The 17,738-nt window shown below is 52.8% G+C and carries 15 protein-coding genes; 6 read left to right on the forward strand and 9 right to left on the reverse strand.

Annotated features, from left to right (window positions below):
- Positions 1-779: 779 nt before the first annotated feature.
- The 9 genes from PHV74_09425 to PHV74_09465 form a co-directional block, all read right to left on the reverse strand.
- On the reverse strand, positions 780-1,175 hold the full coding sequence (locus PHV74_09425) for a cobalamin-dependent protein (GenBank protein MDD5094584.1): 396 nt from the start codon (positions 1,173-1,175) through the stop codon (positions 780-782).
- A 36-nt stretch (positions 1,176-1,211) separates the two neighbouring features.
- On the reverse strand, positions 1,212-2,843 hold the full coding sequence (locus PHV74_09430; protein ID MDD5094585.1) for a methylmalonyl-CoA mutase family protein: 1,632 nt from the start codon (positions 2,841-2,843) through the stop codon (positions 1,212-1,214).
- Between the two features lie 263 nt (positions 2,844-3,106).
- Positions 3,107-4,429 (reverse strand): 2-hydroxyacyl-CoA dehydratase family protein, encoded by a 1,323-nt coding sequence (locus PHV74_09435; GenBank protein MDD5094586.1) that lies wholly within the window; start codon positions 4,427-4,429, stop codon positions 3,107-3,109.
- Between the two features lie 11 nt (positions 4,430-4,440).
- Entirely contained in the window at positions 4,441-5,592 is a 1,152-nt protein-coding gene (locus PHV74_09440) for a 2-hydroxyacyl-CoA dehydratase family protein (protein ID MDD5094587.1), read from the reverse strand.
- Between the two features lie 174 nt (positions 5,593-5,766).
- Positions 5,767-6,981: a CoA transferase gene (locus tag PHV74_09445; GenBank protein MDD5094588.1), complete on the reverse strand. Its 1,215-nt coding sequence runs from the start codon at positions 6,979-6,981 to the stop codon at positions 5,767-5,769.
- Positions 6,981-7,544, reverse strand: coding sequence for a 2-oxoacid:acceptor oxidoreductase family protein (locus PHV74_09450; protein MDD5094589.1), 564 nt, complete (start codon positions 7,542-7,544; stop codon positions 6,981-6,983). The genes PHV74_09445 and PHV74_09450 overlap by 1 nt, the downstream gene beginning before the upstream one ends.
- A 20-nt stretch (positions 7,545-7,564) precedes the next feature.
- Entirely contained in the window at positions 7,565-8,320 is a 756-nt protein-coding gene (locus PHV74_09455) for a thiamine pyrophosphate-dependent enzyme (protein MDD5094590.1), read from the reverse strand.
- Positions 8,317-9,384 carry a transketolase C-terminal domain-containing protein gene (locus PHV74_09460; GenBank protein ID MDD5094591.1) on the reverse strand — a complete coding sequence of 356 codons (1,068 nt, stop codon included), beginning with the start codon at positions 9,382-9,384 and terminating at the stop codon, positions 8,317-8,319. The genes PHV74_09455 and PHV74_09460 overlap by 4 nt, the downstream gene beginning before the upstream one ends.
- A gap of 11 nt (positions 9,385-9,395) precedes the next feature.
- Entirely contained in the window at positions 9,396-9,632 is a 237-nt protein-coding gene (locus PHV74_09465; GenBank protein ID MDD5094592.1) for a 4Fe-4S binding protein, read from the reverse strand.
- A gap of 896 nt (positions 9,633-10,528) precedes the next feature.
- On the opposite strand from PHV74_09465, the gene PHV74_09470 reads away from it, so the two are divergent.
- The 6 genes from PHV74_09470 (at position 10,529) to PHV74_09495 (ending at position 17,504) form a co-directional block, all read left to right on the forward strand.
- Positions 10,529-11,707 (forward strand): acetyl-CoA acetyltransferase, encoded by a 1,179-nt coding sequence (locus tag PHV74_09470; protein ID MDD5094593.1) that lies wholly within the window; start codon positions 10,529-10,531, stop codon positions 11,705-11,707.
- A 114-nt stretch (positions 11,708-11,821) separates the two neighbouring features.
- Positions 11,822-13,246 carry a 3-oxoacyl-[acyl-carrier-protein] synthase III C-terminal domain-containing protein gene (locus PHV74_09475; protein ID MDD5094594.1) on the forward strand — a complete coding sequence of 475 codons (1,425 nt, stop codon included), beginning with the start codon at positions 11,822-11,824 and terminating at the stop codon, positions 13,244-13,246.
- A gap of 394 nt (positions 13,247-13,640) precedes the next feature.
- The gene (locus PHV74_09480; GenBank protein MDD5094595.1) at positions 13,641-13,937 is read left to right on the forward strand and encodes a zinc-ribbon domain containing protein; all 297 of its coding nucleotides are present in this window, start codon (positions 13,641-13,643) and stop codon (positions 13,935-13,937) included.
- Between the two features lie 81 nt (positions 13,938-14,018).
- Complete coding sequence (locus PHV74_09485; GenBank protein ID MDD5094596.1) at positions 14,019-14,312, forward strand: DUF503 domain-containing protein; 294 nt, start codon at positions 14,019-14,021, stop codon at positions 14,310-14,312.
- Positions 14,312-16,624 carry a DEAD/DEAH box helicase gene (locus tag PHV74_09490; GenBank protein ID MDD5094597.1) on the forward strand — a complete coding sequence of 771 codons (2,313 nt, stop codon included), beginning with the start codon at positions 14,312-14,314 and terminating at the stop codon, positions 16,622-16,624. Before PHV74_09485 ends, PHV74_09490 begins: the two co-directional genes overlap by 1 nt.
- Positions 16,605-17,504, forward strand: a complete 900-nt coding sequence (locus PHV74_09495; protein ID MDD5094598.1) for an NAD(P)-dependent oxidoreductase — start codon at positions 16,605-16,607, stop codon at positions 17,502-17,504. The genes PHV74_09490 and PHV74_09495 overlap by 20 nt, the downstream gene beginning before the upstream one ends.
- Positions 17,505-17,738 lie beyond the last annotated feature (234 nt).

A 17,738-nucleotide genomic window follows, 5' to 3' on the forward strand; every position in this document is an offset into this window, starting at 1 on the left:
CACGAGGTTTACTCTTCTACCGCCTGATGGAGCAGGCAATAGCTTGTGCCCCCGTGCCGCGTCAAATGATCGTAGGAGGCCATCCACAACATATGGTATATGGTTGAGTAAAGTGCATACCCACTTAGGTTAAATCGCACGCCACATGATTGTCAATAGGCTGTACGAACCCGAGAACAGCGGTATTAGCGGAATGACTGCTCGATATCGACCTGCAGTGTCAGCAAGCCTATCAACGAAGAGGCTAGAATTGAGCTCAACAGCCAATGTTCAGACCGTCGGCGGCTATGAAAAGAGGATACAGAAATGGAACGGGGGGAGATCAGGCCACGAGAACCCCGACTCGGATCGGCGATTTTCAGGGAAGGATCAGCAATGAGAACGTTCCTGCATGTTCAGTTGAGTGACGTACCGGAAATCCCTTCATACGAATCCCTTTCGGTGTTGAGCATTCCTAAGATGTCTTTCTCGGTGCCTATCGATAGGAATCCGGTCGGATAACCCTCGGTTCGGATATGTCCTATGCATATCACGGTTGGTCACCGCTGATTAAGGACCATGAGGATGCTTTGGGATGTTTGACAAAGATGCAAAAGACCGTACCGGTCAACCTTAAGTCTTTCCGGTACGGCCTTCATCTCTATGCCGCAAATCTTGGATTTACCGTGATTAGCCACTGCGGCCGGACTTGGGATAACACTGCCCGTCCGGGAAGCCGACGTTTCTCCCAGATGGCGCACCCGAACGCACGGCTTCCCAACAAGATTGCTGATGATCAGCTATTTCTTGACGTTATCCTGAACAAATTTGACAATGGCATCGAGATCGGATTCCGGAGGAAAGACCTCGGCAACGCCCATCGCCTTCATCATCGGTATATTCTCGGCGGGCACTGTGCCGCCGGCAATAATCAGCTTATCGTCGGCCTTATTGGCGCGAAGTATCTTTATCATATCCTCAATTTGCCCGTATCGCCCGCCTATATTGAGCCCGATCACATCCACATCTTCCTGGATGGCCGTATTGGCGATCTCATCGTATCTCATACGCCCGCCAAAGATCACTTCCATGCCAGCGTCGCGCAGGGCCGAGGATACCACCACCGGCCCTCTCCAGTGTGCATCCAGACTGGTTTTTGCCATCAACACCTTGATCGGTTTTTTTTGTGCAGTCAACTTCGTCCTCCTCTAATCCATCAACAGAATTGCCTTTTACCAGAAAGAAGCAATAGGTTCCTTAATCACAGGGTATATCTCCCGCCAAAGCCTGCCGATCTCTCCAGTGGTGACATAAGCCCTGCCGGCTGCGATGGAAGCGGGCATCACATTCTGCCCGGTCTCAACCGCCCGGCGCAGATCACTCAGCGCTTTCTCAACCGCTTTCTTATCCCTTCGCTGACGCAGTCTCTCAAGCCGGGCCATTTCCTTTTCCCAGACGCCTGAGCCGGTATCGAAGGCTTTGATCTTGAAGGGTTCGTAGTCCATAGTGAAACAGTTGACCCCGACGATCTTCTTCTCGCCCGTCTTGGCCTTCTTTTCCTCATTCAGCATGCCCATCGTGAATTCCCTGGGCAACCATCCCGATTCCAACGCCGCCAAGAATCCGCCCTGCTCATCGATCTTCTTCAGATAATCCCACACCTTCTCTTCCAGATCATTGCTGAGTCGCTCCAAATAGTACGATCCGCCCAGCGGGTCGGCCACATTCATGATCCCCAGCTCATGCTGGGCAATCTGCTGGGTTCGAATGGCCAGCAGGGCCGCTTCCTCGGAAGGAACGCTGACTGCTTCATCATAGCAGTCGGAATTCATCGACTGGACGCCGCCCAACGCTGCCGCCAGCACCTGATACGCCACCCGAACAACGTTGTTCATCGGCTGATGGAGGGTGAGGCTGGCGCCCGATGTCTGGACGTGAATCCTGAACATCATCGACTTCGGATTCTGGGCACCGTATCGATTCTTCATCAACTTGGCCCAGCAACGCCGCATGATCCTGAACTTGGCGATCTCTTCGAAGAAATCCCTATCGCAGGACATGTGTCCACCAGCAATGCTATAGGCAAAGTCATCGATCTTGAGTTTCCCCCGGCTCAACACCTCATCAATATAGGTGCAGGCGCAGGCCAGCATAACCGCGATCTCCTGATAGGCGGTGATGCCGCATTCCCGGATGTTGTATCCGGAGAACGATCCGGTGGTCACGTGCGGCGTGTTCTCCACGCAGTACTCGATGGTATCGCCGATAAGCTTCAGAGCGCTGGCCGGCGCAATAGAATCGGTAAAGGGACTGGCCAGATAACAGGTACACATATCCTGGAATCCGGTTCCCATGATTTTATTCAACGGAATGCCCTGCTTTTCTGCCAAGGCAAAGTAGCAACCGAAATAGAAGGGCTGGCCCTGCGATGGTGCCAGAGCACCGATATATGCCTTATCCAGTGGAATTCCCTCGAGAATGATCTCCCAATCCTCCAGTGAAAGAATGGGTGCGCCCACCAAACCGACATCGCAGGTGCGTGCGGCGATGGGTTGATCATCCAGATCGTACATAGAAGAGGTAGCGAAATCTCCGGTCATCGTGATAGCCAGATCGCCGTGGCTAATGGCATATCGAACCCGATCACGCTGGTCCTCCACCGAGCCATAAGCTGTGAGCTGTCGGATACGCCAGGGCTGGGAGCGATACATCCCGGGATAACCGCCCCGCAGGAACGGGAACGTGCCTGGAACACCAAAATCTCGATCAGCATTCAGATCGGCGACATCTCCCTGAGTATAGATTCCCTTGACAGGCAGACCAGATCCAGTGACGAATTGCTTCTCCGTCTTCTTCTTCTCCATTTGATTTCACCTCGCTTTTCTGGGCCTCGTTCGGCCATAGATTTCTACTAAAGCTGTCCCCCCCGCCGCCACTTCTCTTAACTTCCAATTCTCCCGCTATATTCTACCAGAAGTTATCAGAAGAGGCCACCGGGACAGCATCCCGATGGCCTCTCTTCTCCATGCCTTCACAGCACTTTCAGCACCTAATTCGGTCCGCGCTACACCCCACCCCGTGGGGCCTCTGTTCCCCAGATAACAGTACCTTTGTTATGAGCCCTCAGCTAACCCTTGCTGCTCTTGCGAGTTCTAACGGTCTCCATGAATGAGTCTATTTGCATGCGCCACTGGGCTTCCGAATAGTCCCTCAGGTCAACGATATCGCTGATGAGCAAAAGCGAGGGTAGTTTAATATGTTCCCTCACCAGATTACTCAGATGAATCTGACCTACCGTCATGGCCCTGCAAGACCGGGTGGCATGCATTACCATCCCATCGATATCATACTCTTTCACCATCCTCAGCAACCTCTCCACAGTGGGATTGCCACTGCCCGTACGGGCCTTATCGTAGTTCAGAGTAAGCATGAGCAGCGTTCTCCATGCCAGGTGCTCAAGCGGATTCTCCAACCCAACCGGTATCTCAATTGGCTCCCACTGGAAATAGGCGTTCTCTATGGCAAACACCGCTCCCATATCCTGAAGCTGATTGAACATCCACATGGTGTGCCACGGCGGCAGCCCGCCACCCCAAAGCAACCGATACTTTTCGCCCGGCAGAACCCCGATGCCTTTATCCACTCTATCTTTTATCTCGGCATACAGTTCCTGGTAAAAATCCAGGGTCTCCTGGTGACCAAGCCTGAATACGCCTGGAATGAAGATGGCAAAATGATCCTCAGAAGCCATCGGTGCGGGTTTAGCACGGCGCAGCCGATCTATCTCCCACCAAGTTTCGTAGGTCTTATCGGAAAGGGCCAGATGATGGCTCAACTTATCGTAGTCAAACTTCCTGCCGGTTTGCTTCTCCAGAAAGCCAATTAACCCCTGAAGCTGTTCCACCTGGTACTTAACGTAATAAGGAGCTACCTCCTTGAGGTCCGCAGTACTTGGCGGTATCAGTACATCATGACAGTATGTCGGGGTGTCCATATAATGCCCTAAGGCCTGATACCATTTGAACCTGGGATCGCACGTACAACTGCTGCCCAGTAGCATGTCAGGTACAGGCATGCCGCCATCAGGTGCATTTTCCGGCATTGCCCCCCCCAGCTCACGCCGCATGGCATCGAAACCGATGCCGGTTCGTGCGTAGCCGCATATGACGTTCGAGTAGCCCTCATTCTCAGCCTTAACCAAGAATCTCCCGGCGTCTTGCTTGGTGGCACAAAGTCCTGCGTAATTCTCCGTCCAAACGACAGGCACGTCCATGGCAATCAGTATCTCATCATACATTGAGCCCATCATGCCGTAAGCCACTGGCTTACCCGCCGCCTTGGCCTCCTGAGCCTCGGTATACATTGTCTTGACGACTTTTCGCACTTTGCGAGCAGTCTGTGTCGATTTTACCGCGCTGGTCTTATCCCGTGGCGCCTCCCCCTCGGCCATGTTGAAACCTCCTACCTAATTGTCTCCAGGAACGCTTGCACCCTGGTACTGAGTTGCCCGATGGTTGTCGCACTATAGTCATCCTCAATGTGCAGCACAGGCAACCCCAGCCCCTTGAGATACTCGATGACATCGGGGGCATCCAGTTCATGGGTATCGCAGAACCTGATGATATACAAAATGACTCCGTTAACGTTAAACTCACGAGCAAAATCACCCAAATAGGCAAACCTGCTCTTGATGTCCTCCTCGTGAGTGGTTCCAGTTGCTTTATCCCTGTAGGTGCGAGGACATCGCAGTTCCATATACCGTTTTGCCAGCCCATCCAGCGGGTCGGCGGTGACAGGCACATCCTCCCAGAAAAACCGCGTGCCGATGCACAGGTCATCCGCGACCACATTTGCCCCGCTACCCTCCACCAAATTCATGAAGGCGGCATCGTCTATCTCACACCCATAGATCATCAGACGGGCCCCGGCTTTACCCGGACCCTTCGCGCCTGCCTTGACCTCTTTGATGACATCCTTGATGAGATCATTGGCTTCTTCCGGTGGAAGGCTCATTGCCACAATTAGGGTCTTGAGAACCTCCGCCCCGGAAATGAGAGGCGGATCCACTTTTCTTAACTGGTACAGATCTCTAAGCAGCTTCCTCTGTGTGTTGTGAAGCTCAATCTCGCGTTTAAGCCGCTCAGCCGTCAGCTTCTTACCTGTCAACTCCTCAAGGCTCTTCTGGAAGGTGATCAGTTCGTTCTTGAAGAACCCATAGGAAGAAGGCTGAAGCATATGGGGCACGTCAATGAAATGGGAATAGAACGGTTTATTATAGTGGTCCCAAATCCCATATATCCTTTGCACCGTATCGCAGGTATGGGGCACCAACAACCCATCGAGGAAATCATACCGCCCCTTTAACGACAGATCGAAAGCGCTACGAACGAAGGGACACATGATGGTTTCCAGATAAGCGTTAGCTTTGGTGATAGGCTCATCAACAGCGCCGGTGATGCGATATGGCACTATATCCAACGCCGTCATGATCTCAAGAGGATTATAGGCACAAAAATAGCCAATTACCTTTCTGCCCTGCCCTCTCAGGTTCACAGCCCTTTCGGATCTGTTGCTGTAAAGTTTCTCTAGTCGGGATAGTCTCTCAGTACTCATTGCTTGTCCTTCAATTAAGATTCTACACCCTGTTCCCTCGGCCTCCGAATTGTTTTCCCGCCTTCTCTACAGACGATACCTTGACGCGGGGACTGCCTGAAGAAACGTGCTCAACGGCTTTCCCGCCATCTATAATGACGAAAAAGCCGTATCCAATCCGTTCATGCACAGACGTTAGATGATCTGGGCATCCTTCATCTTGGAAACTGTGTCCCAGCTATACCCAAGCATCTCCGTCAGTATCTCCTCGGTATGCTGCCCGAACTCGGGAGCCTCCCTCTGAGGTCCGATATCGCATTTGCTGAATTTCATGGGCGGTCCGACCACTTTGATCGGCCCCCACACCGGATGCTCCATGCTGGTGACATACTTGTTGGCAATTGACTGGGGATCCTTGGCCACATCAGCGATCGTGGCGACGCACTCAACGATAATTTCCTTATCCTGCGCCAGAAGTTTGATCCACTCCTCTCTGTCCTTGGAAGCAAAAGCCTTATCCAACTCAACGATCAAAGCGGCGCAGTTCTTCCCTCTCTCCATCATGTTGGAGAAACGCGGATCCTTCTCCAGATCGCTCAATCCCAGTATTTTGCAGAAGGACGGCCAGACCTTGTCAGGCTGCAATTGCGCCAGTGCCAGGAACTTGCCGTCCTTGCACTTGTAGTGGTTATAAAGCGGATTGCCGGCCTTGGCGCGAGTGATGCGCGGCATATTACCGCCCAGAAGAAGCTGCATGGAAACGTTCAATCCTTGAAGCCATATCAGACTACCCAGCAACGACGTATCGACTTGCTGGCCCTCTCCGGTTCTCTCTCTGGCAAGCAGAGCGGTAACGATGGCATAAGCAGTGACGGTCGCGCCCATCTGATCTCCGATTCCACCTTGAATCAGCAGCGGCGGCATATCGGGTTCGCCCGCCATGCTCATGAGGCCTGACCTGGCCAGTCCGGTGTAGTCAAAAGCGGGCTTCTCGGCATCAGGACCCTCAGGCCCCCAACCGGAAGCTGAAACATAAATCAGTTTTGGGTTGTACTTTGAGAGGGTGGCGTAATCCAGTCCCAGTCGAGCGGCTACTCCCTGCCGGAAATTCTGCACGAAGACATCGGACTTCTCCACCAGCTTGTAGATAATCTCCTTGCCCTCTTTCTTGCGGAGGTCCACCACCAGGCTTCTTTTGTTCCGATTGTTGTTCTCAAAATAGAAGTTGCGGCCAGCCACACCAGCGGATGCTCCTGCCAGTTTCATCATGCCGCGCGCCGGATCCCCCCCGGTTCTCTCTTCAATCTTGATTACTTCAGCCCCCAGATCCCCCAACATGACCGTTGCCACCGGTCCCTGTTGCCAGATCGTCCAGTCCAGAACCCTGTATCCTTCCAGTGGTTTCTTCATTATTTCCCTCCCTTTGCTGCCTTCAATCCCTCTCTGAAGGCCTTAATATTGATATCGATCACCTTTGTCAAACCCTTCTCGGTGAATCTTTCCTTCAGTTTAACCTCGATAACATCGGCAGGCATTACACCGGTGGCCTGAACATAAGCACCAAGCAGAACCTGGCTGATCGTCCTAATATCGCCCAGTTCCCCGGCAATCTTCAGAGCTGGGACGTTGAGTGTCTTGATATCCTTTCTGGTTGTTGGATTCTGGCCATTTTCCAAAGTGCTGCTCTCGAGGATCAGTAAGCCTCCGGGCTTAATCCGGTTTTCGAAGGCCTGAAGCTGGGTGATATCAAAGATCACCAGCACATTGCTCTGTGTCAGAACCGGAGAGCCTATCGGCGATTCCGAAAGAACCACGGTGCACTCGCTGGTTCCTCCCCTCATCTCAGTGCCATAAGACGGGAAATACAGCACATGGGGAAAATCCTTGAGCGCCACCTGGGTCAACATTTGCCCTGCTGTTAGTACACCCCTGCCGCCAGTTCCGGCGAAAATGGCCTCATATCTCTTGGCCATAATACTCACTCCTCTAAATGTTATTTCTTCCGGCTGATGTTCTTAATTTCGCCTAAAGGATAGGTTTTGGTCAGCACCTCATCAATCCACTTAAGCGATTCAGCCGGCGTCTTCTTCCAGTCCGTGGGACACGCAACCAGAATTTCGAGAAAACTGAGGCCTTCGCCATCCAGCTGTTTCTGGAAGGCCGTCTTCAGCATCTTCTTAACCTTCTGATAGTTGGCCGGAGAGCTCACCGACCCCCTGGCGCTATAAGCAACGCCCTCAATCGTGGCCAGCAACTCTGCGGTGCGCTGCGGATAACCGTGAAGCTCCGGATCACGCCCCATGGGAGTAGTGGTAGTCTTCTGGCCGATTAGAGTTGTCGGTGCCATCTGGCCACCGGTTGTGCCGTAATTGGCGTTGTTCCCCATGATCACCGTGATCTTCTCGCCTCGAGCGGCAGCGTTAATTAGAGCGCCCGCGCCAATGGCCATGGCATCGCCATCGCCCTGATAAGTGAATACAAAGGGTTTGCCGTTCAGTCCGCGCTTGACGCCTGTGGCCAGAGCGGGACCTGTTCCATGAGTACAGGACATCTGATCCAACCTCAATGTAAAGGTGACATAACCCGTGCAACCCATTCCACCCACGTGGATAGCCTTTTCACCAAGGTCCATCTCCTCGAGGACTTCAGCTATCATGTGTCTTACTATGCCGTGGCCGCAACCAGGACACAAGAGGCCGGGATAAGCCACCCCATATTTAGGCACGCCGTAGACTTTCTCTTTAATCATATCAGCTTCTTCACCTCTTCAAGTACTCTGGTGGGCATTAACATTCCCGCGCCTGAGGGCAAATGCCGGGCCGTTATCCCCAGGTGATGCACGGGGGCTCTTCCCTCAACGGCCAGCCTTACATCGTCTATCATCTGGCCCAGATTATCTTCCACGACCAGGAATTTGACTCCCTTCTGTGACGCCTTCTTACGGATTGCCTCGGTTGGGAACGGCCATACGGTCTGAGGTCTCAACATACCCACCTTAAGACCCTCACTTCGTGCCTGCTCCACAACATCCATGCACACCCGCGAGGGATATCCAAACGCTACCAGAACCAATTCGGCATCGTCAACCTTTAAGGCTTCAAATTTGACCTCGGATTGCATCCGATTCCACTTCTCCTGGAACGCAGCCAATCCGGTGACATAAGGATTGATCACCCATCCGGGGGTAATGTGATTAGGCCTCTGTCGGGTGCCTAACATCCCAGTGGTAGCCCATGTCTTCGGCGGCACGGGCCCGAAATCCAGAGTCTGTATGTTCAAGGGCTCGGCCATCTGGCCGATAATGGCGTCGGCGAGCACGATCGCCAAGACCCGATACTTCTCCGAAAGATAGAATGCCCATTGGACGTAGTCACAGATCTCCTGAATTGAATTTGGCACGAGCACAAAGCTCTTATATCCTCCGTGTCCGCCCCGGGTAACAGAGAGATAATCCGTCTGAGCATGCTGCGTAGTGCCCTGCCCTGGGCCGCCTCTCTGGATGTTTACAAAGACACCCGGAACTTCGGCCGAAGCAAAGTTCGAGAGCACTTCCTGCATCAATCCCCATCCGGGGCTGGAAGTGGAAGTTATGCATCGAACACCCGATGCGCTGCACCCGTATACCATAGCCGCCACCGACCATTCGGATTCGCCCTGAACGAAACTTCCTCCACGCTTGGGAAGCTCGGCGGCGAACCATTCGGTCACCTCATTTTGCGGCGTGATGGGATAGCCGAAAAAGTGTAGACATCCCGCACTTACTGCTCCCCAACCCACCGCCTGATTTCCGTTGGCCCAGATTCTTTCACCCATTTAATACACCTCTACTTATTGACTGCTTCGTCTTTATACTTATAGACCTCGATGGCCATGTGGCCACACATCCAGCCGCATGTTGCACAACCAGTGCAGTCCTCCGGCTTGACTATCGTGGGCACCAGATAACCCCGGCTGCTCATCTTTTCTCCCACAAACTCCAAACAGTGTTTGGGGCAAAATTGAACACAATAGCCGCACCCCTGACACATCATCTCGTTTATGGTGATTTCGCCCTTAGCCATATTCCCCGTTACCCCCTGTTCAATAGATCTTTTTTTGACGCAGATTTTGGCACGATTTTAGTCTAGATGGTTTGAGAAAACCCCGTCAACAGGTTTATATTCGGTTTTGGTTGACGCCGTCTGCCTTCACACGGGTCACGAGACCAGCCGCACAGACACAGTGCAGCCTGATCACCTGGAAACCAACCTCAGATGGGAGAGGCACTGACGCTACCTCACCCAAACCACTTACATAAGCTCTTATATATACATCCGCCCATACAACCGTCATCGTGCTGCTAAGGCACAGGTTGGCATGCGGTTGATGCAGCAGAGAGCCCCTCTGCAAAATCACTTTGGCGCAGCTAATCCTAGAACGCTGATGAGAATCCCGTTTCAGGATTGTCGAGGGAATTCCCGGAACTACACAAGGGCGCTATAAGATTCCTCATCAGGCTCTGGTAAAATAGTACCTTCAAAGGCTGAACAACCAAGAGACATCAACCAAAACCGAATATAACCCTGTTGACGCCGTTTTCACAGACCGCCTAAAATTATGCCGCCGGTCAGACATGGTAAACACGGGCACTCCCAGCCTAATGCATGGAGATCAGTGAAGTCCCTTCTCCGTAGCGCTGACAGAGCTGGAGGTGGGCGGTGGTTGATGGGTAATCTGTCGCCGGAAGCTGTCATGCAATGTGGTTGCAGCGGATGTGTGGTGTGGTATAGTAGCGTTGGTGGAATTAACCCAAAGGTGCTGTGCCATCGCTTAGCGGCAAGGGGTGGCACATATGCGGTACTGTTATTACCGACCCTGAACCACGGTGGCCAGTGCCGTATGAATGTCTGGAGGGCCAATTCCCTCCGTCAAGAAACTCTTAGTTAAACGCGGTCAGTAAAAGAAAGGAGGCAAATACTTGGAGAGCATTAAAGATAAAGTAGCCATCATTGGTGCGGGCTGCACCCCCTTCGGCGAGAAATGGGAGAGTAACTGGGATGACCTGGTCATCGATGCCGCAACCGAGGCTTCCCAAGATGCAGGGATAGAGATCAAGGATATCGATGCTTTTTGGGGCTGCACTCAGAACACGGTTGCCTTTGCAACATGTGTCTCCCACCCGCTCAAAATTCAATACAAACCAGTGGGCAAAGTGGAGAATGCCTGCGGCACCGGAACCGAGGGCCTGAGAATGGCTTGCTATGCCGTGGCAGCCAAGATATTCGATACGGTTATGGTCGTAGGTTTTGAGAAGTTGAAAGATACCGGCTATGCGGGATTGGGCGGTACGCAGACATATGTTGTGGGACCCAATCCTCCAACCGCTGTTCCTGGGCTATATGCCCAAGCCGCATTGGCGTATTTCCACAGGTATGGCCTCTCTCCCAAGGACGGAAAGGAAATGCTGGCCAAAATCGCAGTAAAGAGCCATTATGCCGGTTCTTTAGCCCCCAAAGCCCACCTCCAGAAAGTCATCACACTGGAAATGGCGATGAATGCTCCTATCCTGGCTTGGCCTTTGGGTCTGTTCGACTGCTGCGCGGTAAGCGATGGAGGGGCGGCCGTGGTCGTCACCCGGGGCGATTTAGCCAAGAACTTCAGGCCTGACCCGGTCTATATCAAGGCCATTCAGTGCCTCATCGGCCCTGGCGATGGCGCAGTCAAGGATGACTATGATTTCAGCCACTTCCCCGAGGATTATCATTTCGCACAGACCCTCTTTAAAGAGGCCGGAATCAAGGACCCCCGCAAGGAAATCAGCAGCATCGAAATGCATGACTGTTTCACCATAGCTGAAGCAATCTCTCTGGAGGACTTCGGCATCAGCGGACGAGGCAAGGTCAAGGAAGATATCGACGCCGGTTTCTTCGACCTGAAAGGCGGCGGAATACCGGTCAACGCGGATGGCGGCCTGAAATGCTTCGGGCACCCGGTGGGAGCAACCGGTCTCAGGCAAATATATGAGCAGTACAAGCAGCTTCAGGGTAAGGCGAATCTTCCTGAGCGGCAGCACAAGGATCCGAAGCTGATGATGACTCACTGCCGCGGTGGTTATCCAACCCAGGCCTTGCCGATCGGGACGATTCTGGGCAATTAATTCATGTCGGTCATGCGATTTGATGGTTAATACTTGTAAAAATAGGGAGGATCGAGATGGCAGTATCTTGTTAGATCGATCTCGATCCCCAAAGTTTGGAAGGAGGATTGTTTAATGGCTGGAATAGTTTCCTTTGGTGGGTATATACCCCTGACTCGAATGGATAGAGCTGTGATCGGCCAGGCTTGGGGCACTGGTGCAATGCCTGGCGAGAAAGCTGTAGCCAATTATGATGAAGATAGCGTCACGATGAGTGTGGCTGCATGCTTGGATTGTATCGGCGATATGGATCGCCAGAAGATTGACGGTGTGTTTGTGGCCACTACCACCTCACCGTACCAGGAAAAACAGATCGCGGCCATAATCGCCAAAGCGATAGACTTGCGTTCCGATGCTCTCACCGCCGACTATACAGGCTCTTTGAGAGGAAGCACGCTGGCTCTAAAGGCAGCAATGGATGCTGTTGAGAACGGCCCAGCCAAACAGATATTGGTGGTGGCGGCCGACTGTCGGATTGGAGCCGCCCAGGGACAGCGCGAGCTGGCGTTCGGAGACGGGGCTGCCGCCGTGATGGTGGGAAAATCCGGCGTGATAGCGAAGCCCCTGTGCGCTCATAGCGTGTACAGCGAAATGCTGGATGTATGGCGGACAGATGAAGACCATTTTGTCAAGGCATGGGAAGACCGATTCATCATCGACAAAGGATATATGATCGCGATGACTGCGGCCATCGGCAAAGTGATGAAGGATTGCCAGTTAATGCCCAATCAAATCGCCAAGGCAGTTCTATACAACCCGGATGCCCGCAGTGCTCAAGGCTTGGCAAAGGCAATAAAGCTGGATCCAAAGACTCAGCTGCAAGACTCGTTCTTCAAGCAGACGGGAAATACCGGGGCAGCACAGACGCTGATCACTCTGGTGGCAGCTCTGGAGACAGCCAAATCCGGCGATAAAATGCTGGTGGTAAGCTATGGAGACGGTGCAGATGCTTTCGTCTTCGAGGTGACCGAGGAGATAGCCAACAACAAGGGAAAAGGCGGCGTCACGAAGTACCTCGGAACCAAGAAGATGGTCAAGAACTATGAAGCCTATGCCAAGATGCGAGGGCTTATTCAGATGGAAGGCGGTTCCCGTCCTCCGGAGACCAGACCCTCAGCGGTGATCCTGTGGCGCACCAGCAAGCAAGAATTGGCGCTTTATGGTTCACAGTGCAAGAAGTGCGGCAAAAGACAATTTCCTGTACAGAGGGTATGCGCCTATTGCCAGGCCAAGGATGATTACGACCCTTGCCGTTTCTCTGATAAGAAAGGCACCTTGGTCACCTACACTATGGATAACATGGGCATGAAGGCAACCGATGTTCCGCCAGTGATCGCTAGCGTGATCAATTTCGAAGGGGGCGGAAGGCATTGGGGTCAGATGACCGACTGTGACGTGACCAAGATCCAAATCGGCATGCCGCTGGTTATGACATTCCGAAAAATGTATCAGGTTGACGGTGTTCCCGTCTACTCCTGGAAAACCAAACCGGCTAGCTAAGAAGATCTAACTGCAGAAAGAGCATAACATCACCCGTTCGTGCTGAGGGGTTTGAAGCATGAACGGGTGATCTGCTAAATAGCATCACCCAGGCGCGACAAACCGCAAAACCCACCTTCTTCTCGCGCAAACCCGTCCTGTCCCCTAGGCTGTCATCGACGATCCGCCACGTGTGCCAATACTAGTAGATACCCACGGGTGAACCCGTGGCACTTACTTGTTCAGTTCCCTGCCCTTCGGGTTATTGGATCGATCCTTCCTTCTGCTCATTCTGTGTTGGAAGAGAAATCGTGCGTGTTGCATTCCGAAAGGCAATGGTGTAGAATGTTCGCTAAAGGTGCTCATTCGACTCGGAGTGTAATGGGCATAGTAAGTACGATGGGGGACAGGTTCGATGGCATTTGAAGACAAGACCTTGGTGTGCCGCGACTGCAGTAAGGAGTTCACTTTTACTGCAGGGGAACAGGAATTCTACGAATCTCGCGGGCTCCTGAACCAACCCGGCCGCTGCCCAGACTGTCGGCGTGAGAAGAGGCGAGGGAACTCAGGTGGCTTTCAAGGGCCACGAGAAAAGCACAAAGCCGTGTGCGCACAGTGTGGAACTGAATGCGAAGTTCCTTTTGAGCCTAGAGGAGATCGACCGGTATACTGCAATGAGTGCTTTACCAGCATGAGAAACACTCGCAGTTAGATTTCTTAAATCACCTTGGGAAGCCTTGGTCGAAACCCACCAAACCACCCGAAACCCTGAACACTATGGCAGAGGGACTGGATGAATGTTGGGGTACTGCGCCTGAAACTTCATATGCCTGAAAATGGGTCGCTCAAGGGCAAACGTCAGGTTTTGAAGTCGATCACCAGCCGGGTGCAAAACAAATTTAATGTGTCCATAGCGGAGGTCGATGACAACGATCTCTGGCAATTAATGACGCTGGGCGTTGTTTGCGTAGGCAACGACGGACGTTATGTGAATGAGGTCCTTTCCAAGGTGGCAACGTTTATTGAGACCGTCAGAGGAGATGCAGAGATCCTGGACTATGAGATCGAGATTCTGCATGCTCTCTGATGGATACGGCAGCCTTTCTCGACCACCTGACAAGCCTCCCCTCTTATGAAGATCAGATCGTTCACCGGGAGCACATCTCTCCTCGTAAAGCTCAGCATGAGCAACTCGTCCTCCCTCTTCACCCTTCTCTCGAGTCCGCCTTGAAGGCGCGGGGCCTTCTCCCTCTCTATCGACATCAAACAGCAGCAGTAGAAGGGACCCTTTCGGGCAAAAACATTATCGTCTCAACGCCATCGGCCAGCGGCAAGACGCTGTGCTACAATCTTCCAGTTTTGAATTCGATCCTGGAACAGGAAGCCACACGAGCGATTTACCTGTTTCCGACCAAAGCGCTGGCTCAGGATCAACTCAGAAGCCTCAATGAACTAACCTCTGCCGTCAAAATGAAGATCAAAAAAGCAACCTTTGACGGCGATACTCCTTCGAACGTCCGGGCAGAAATCCGAAGATCGGCCCAGATTCTGCTCTCTAATCCCGATATGGTTCACCTGAGCATCCTTCCCAATCATCGCTTGTGGATGAACTTCCTTGGCCAATTGAAATACATCGTCATCGATGAGGCCCATGTCTATCGAGGTGTCTTCGGATCCCACGTGGCAAACGTCATCCGCCGTCTGAAACGCATTTGCGCTCACTATGGCTCAAACCCTCAGTTCGTTCTTTGCTCTGCCACCATCGCCAACCCGAAAGAGCATGCAGAGAGCCTGACTGGCTCCCCTTTCGAGGCGATTACCGAGGACGGAGGACCGTTTGGCGGACGGGAGTTCGTCTTCTGGAACCCGCCGCTGATCGATCTGGCCAAAACCACCCGGAGAAGTGCGAGCAGCGAATCCACGCATCTGCTGACCGAACTCATGTCTTCAGGCATCCGCAGCCTCGCCTTTGCCCGGACTCGCAAGCTGGTGGAACTGATCTACATGTATGTCAGAAATCAACTGGCAGCCAGAAGTCCCGAACTGGCCCATCTGATCAAGCCCTATCGCGCCGGATATCTGGCTGAGGATCGCAGGGAGATCGAACGTAGGCTTTTTCAGGGTGAGCTCCTGGGTGTAGTCGCCACCAATGCCCTGGAACTGGGAGTGGATATCGGCCGCCTTGACGCGACCCTCCTCACCGGATATCCCGGGAGCATCGCCAGCACCTGGCAACAAGCGGGGAGAAGCGGCCGGAGCGGGGAACAGTCGCTGAGCATCATGGTCGGCTCGGATAACCCACTGGACCAGTACATCATGCGCCACCCGGACGCCCTTTTCGAAAAGGGGTTCGAACACGCACTGATCGCCCCTTCCAATCCGCATATACTCAAACCGCATCTTCTCTGCGCTGCCTGGGAATTCCCATTGAGCGACTCGGATCGCAAATACTTCGGTGACTTTGCGGGAGCGCGGGGGGAACTGGTATCGGAAAGGCTGCTCCGAATGCAAGGCAAACGCTGGTATCCCGCAGCTTCCGTTGTCTATCCGGCGCAGGATATCAACATTCGTTCCACCTCATCAGTCAACTACTCTCTGGTAGATATCACCACCGGGCAGATGCTGGAAACAGTAGAATCGGCAACGGCATTCTTTCAGATTCACCCCGGAGCGATCCATCTCCATCAAGGCCAGCCCTATCTGATCACCAAACTCAATCTTATATCTCGCGTCGCCTGCGCCCAACCCTCGGACGGCCACTACTACACTCAGACAAAAGAACTGACCGATCTCACTATCGTCAGGACTGATGCCGAAAAAAGCATCGGTCAAGTCAACATCTTTACGGGCGAAGTGGAAGTTTCTACCACGGTAATCGGATTCAAGAAGAAGCGGGTCTACACTGAGGAGATCATCGGGGAGGAACCTCTGGATTTGCCGACACAGTCATTCCGCACAGTGGCTTTCTGGTTCGATCTCCCGAAGGGGATTGAGAAGGAACTGAATCAAAAGGGGCTCGACTTCGCTGGCGGGATTCACGCAGCTGAACATGCGGCTATTGCCATGCTTCCTCTCTTTGCATTATGCGACCGCAATGACATCGGAGGCGTTTCCACTCCCCTCCACCCCGATACGGGCAAACCTCAGATATTCATTTATGACGCTCACCCCGGCGGAGTTGGGATCGCCGAGAAGGGATTCGAGCTTGCCAGAGAACTCTGGCAAGAGACCCGAAAGCTTGTCACAGAATGCCCCTGCGAAGAAGGCTGCCCCAGCTGTATCCAATCGCCAAAATGCGGCAACAATAATCAGCCTCTGGATAAAAAGGCAGCCCGGATAATCTTTGAAAGGTTACTGCAAATTCAACCGTTTTCCTTGCATGCCTCCGGTCAATGCTGATTCCCAAAATAGAAGAAAGGAGAGCACTGCCGAAATGAATAAGAAATCAAAAGTGGGATTCGTGGGCTTAGGCGATATGGGTGGTGCCCAGGCCAGGATGATCGTGGGTGCCGGATATGAAGTCTATCTGTCGGACCGAAGAGAAGAAGCGCTTCAACCATTCAAGAATACTCCAGCCATCCCCGTGCAATCGCTGAAAGAGCTGGGCAGCAAATCCGACGTTGTGGGAGTCTGTGTTTTCAGCGACGATGACGTCAAGGATGTTGTTATTCACGGCGGAGAAGGCATTCTTTACGGCATGAAAAGTGGGGGGATTATAGCCATCCATAGCACTGTTGTGCCTGCAACATGTTTTGAGCTGGAAAAACTCGCTGCCCCACGAGGAGTAAGAGTGCTCGATGCCCCCGTAAGCGGCGGTTCGAAAGCAGCTCTGGCAAAGTCATTGACTGTCATGGTCGGTGGCGATAAGCAAGCTTTTGAGCAGGCAAAACCAATTTTCCTGACCTACGGCAGTACGGTGCGCCACTTGGGACCGCTGGGTAGTGGACTCCGCATAAAGGCTCTAAACAACGCATTGATGTATGCCAATGTCAAACTGGCGGCCTCTGCCTTCGAGATTGCTGATAACATGGGGATGGAACCGGAGGCCGTCCGGGAAATTCTCATGAACAGCAGCGGCGCAAGTTTCGCCATGGGGACGGTTGACAAGATGCTTCAGAATCCAAACACCGCCAGTCATGTGGCTAAAACAGCGGCCAAAGACATGGGTGTATTTCGGGATATCTGCCAGCACGCCGGTATCGGCCCCGGCATCATCGATGACGTTGTTAAACAAACGCTCGAAATGCTTCAACGGGTAAGTGGAGACAGCACGAAATAAACACTATTCGATTACGCTCAAGGAGAGGTACAATGGAGAAGGTGAGCGAACTGGAGAAGAGAATCGAGGCCCTCGAGAGAGAATGTCGAAAACTGGGTGATATTGAAAATAGTGGGTATGCACTTTACTCAACCGGCCACAAAATGTAGTATGTAGGCATGGAAGAGTCTGTTCATCCTGTTTCTGGCATTGATTATCCCGGGACATTCCAGGAATTTGACCGATGGTTTACCA

This window comes from Dehalococcoidia bacterium, assembly GCA_028711995.1.
In the GTDB taxonomy this organism is placed as follows: domain Bacteria; phylum Chloroflexota; class Dehalococcoidia; order SZUA-161; family SpSt-899; genus JAQTRE01.

Excerpts from the sequence above, each read along its gene's own strand:
- PHV74_09445 (MDD5094588.1), bottom strand. The coding sequence starts at position 6,981 with ATGAAGAAACCACTGGAAGGATACAGGGTTCTGGACTGGACGATCTGG.
- PHV74_09490 (MDD5094597.1), top strand. The coding sequence starts at position 14,312 with ATGGATACGGCAGCCTTTCTCGACCACCTGACAAGCCTCCCCTCTTAT.
- PHV74_09475 (MDD5094594.1), top strand. The coding sequence starts at position 11,822 with ATGGCTGGAATAGTTTCCTTTGGTGGGTATATACCCCTGACTCGAATG.
- PHV74_09495 (MDD5094598.1), top strand. The coding sequence starts at position 16,605 with ATGCCTCCGGTCAATGCTGATTCCCAAAATAGAAGAAAGGAGAGCACT.
- PHV74_09440 (MDD5094587.1), bottom strand. The coding sequence starts at position 5,592 with ATGAGTACTGAGAGACTATCCCGACTAGAGAAACTTTACAGCAACAGA.
- PHV74_09465 (MDD5094592.1), bottom strand. The coding sequence starts at position 9,632 with ATGGCTAAGGGCGAAATCACCATAAACGAGATGATGTGTCAGGGGTGC.
- PHV74_09435 (MDD5094586.1), bottom strand. The coding sequence starts at position 4,429 with ATGGCCGAGGGGGAGGCGCCACGGGATAAGACCAGCGCGGTAAAATCG.
- PHV74_09430 (MDD5094585.1), bottom strand. The coding sequence starts at position 2,843 with ATGGAGAAGAAGAAGACGGAGAAGCAATTCGTCACTGGATCTGGTCTG.
- PHV74_09450 (MDD5094589.1), bottom strand. The coding sequence starts at position 7,544 with ATGGCCAAGAGATATGAGGCCATTTTCGCCGGAACTGGCGGCAGGGGT.
- PHV74_09460 (MDD5094591.1), bottom strand. The coding sequence starts at position 9,384 with ATGGGTGAAAGAATCTGGGCCAACGGAAATCAGGCGGTGGGTTGGGGA.
- PHV74_09455 (MDD5094590.1), bottom strand. The coding sequence starts at position 8,320 with ATGATTAAAGAGAAAGTCTACGGCGTGCCTAAATATGGGGTGGCTTAT.
- PHV74_09485 (MDD5094596.1), top strand. The coding sequence starts at position 14,019 with ATGAATGTTGGGGTACTGCGCCTGAAACTTCATATGCCTGAAAATGGG.
- PHV74_09480 (MDD5094595.1), top strand. The coding sequence starts at position 13,641 with ATGGCATTTGAAGACAAGACCTTGGTGTGCCGCGACTGCAGTAAGGAG.